The organism is Gammaproteobacteria bacterium (assembly GCA_019911805.1).
Classification (GTDB): Bacteria; Pseudomonadota; Gammaproteobacteria; order Thiohalobacterales; family Thiohalobacteraceae; genus JAHJQQ01.
The window spans coordinates 1-1,414 of record JAIOJV010000057.1; the positions used below are offsets into that span (position 1 = coordinate 1).

Sequence of the window (1,414 nt, forward strand, 5' to 3'; positions counted from 1 at the left end):
CATTTCTTCAGGCCCCTGCCAGGCCGCCGGAGGCGTCCCTGGTTGAGCCATGTATTCATGGTTCTACCTCCTGCCTAGTTGGCGCCGTGGGCCGGCTGCGTGAAGCGGTCCTCGTAGAGTATCGCGAACTGGTTCATCGCCTCCTTCCAGTCCTTGGCGGCTCGCCCCCAGTCGGCCGTGATGTTGCGCAGCGCCAGCCAGATCAGTTTGGAGGCCGCGTCGTCACTGGGGAAGTGCCCGCGCGTCTTGATGATCTTGCGCAACCGCGCGTTGATGCTCTCGATGGCGTTGGTCGTGTAGATGACCCGGCGAATCGAAGGCGGAAACGCGAAGAACGGAATCACGCGGTCCCACGCCCGACGCCAGGCCGCCACCACGGTGGGGAACTTGGTGCCCCACGGGCCTTGTTCGAAGGCCTCCAATTCGACCTGTGCCGCCTCGGCGCTCGTGGCCGTATAGATCGGCCGGATGGCCGCCGCCAGTAGCTTGCGATCCTTCCAGCTGGCGTAGTCCAGCGAGTTGCGTATCAGGTGCACGATGCACGTTTGCAGCGTGGTGGCTGGGTACACCGCCGCCAGCGCCTCAGGCATGCCCTTCAAGCCGTCGGTGACGGCAATGAGAATGTCATTGACGCCGCGAGTCTTCAGGTCGTTGAACACCTTCATCCAGAACTTGGCGCCCTCGGTGCCCTCGATCCACAGCCCCAGAATGTCGCGTGTGCCGTCGGGCAGCACCCCAAGGGCCAGGTAAATGGCTTTGTTGCGCACCACCGCGTCTTCCTTGATCTTCACGCGCAAGGCGTCGAAGAAGACCACTGGGTACATCGGCTCCAATGGCCGCGCCTGCCAGGCGCTGACCTCGGCCATGACGGCATCGGTGACCGAGCTGATGAACTCGGGCGAAACCTCCACCGCGTAGCTCTCCAGCAGGAAGCCCTGGATCTCGCGCATGGTCATGCCGCGCGCGTACATGGCCACGATCTTGTCGTCGAAGCCGGTGAAGCGGCGTTCGTGCTTGGGGATGAGCACCGGCTCGAAGCTGCCGGCACGGTCGCGCGGCACTTCGATGCGAAGCGGCCCATCGTCGGTCAGCACGGTCTTGGCGCTGCGGCCGTTGCGTTGGTTGGCAGTGCCGGCCTCGGGCTTGCTCGCGCCATTGGGGTAGCCCAGATGGTGCGACATCTCGGCACCCAGGGCGCGCTCGATCAGCGCCTTCTTGAATGCCACTGTCGCCGCGTTCACGGCATCGCTGGTCATGGGGCCCGAGACGAACTGCTCAATCAGTTCCTTGGGGATTGCCGGCAGCGCGGCCATCTTCGCGGCAATCGCCGCGTTCTTCATCTTCGTCTTACTCGTCGGCATACATGCTCCTGGTCGTCATGCTATGCCTCGCACACAAAATTCCGGACAGGCTC

Annotated in this window: 1 protein-coding gene; it reads right to left on the minus strand. The window is 63.8% G+C overall.

Annotated features, from left to right (window positions below; all coding sequences use genetic code 11):
- Window positions 1-74: 74 nt before the first annotated feature.
- Window positions 75-1,340, minus strand: coding sequence for an IS256 family transposase (locus K8I04_06780; protein ID MBZ0071414.1), 1,266 nt, complete (start codon window positions 1,338-1,340; stop codon window positions 75-77).
- Window positions 1,341-1,414 lie beyond the last annotated feature (74 nt).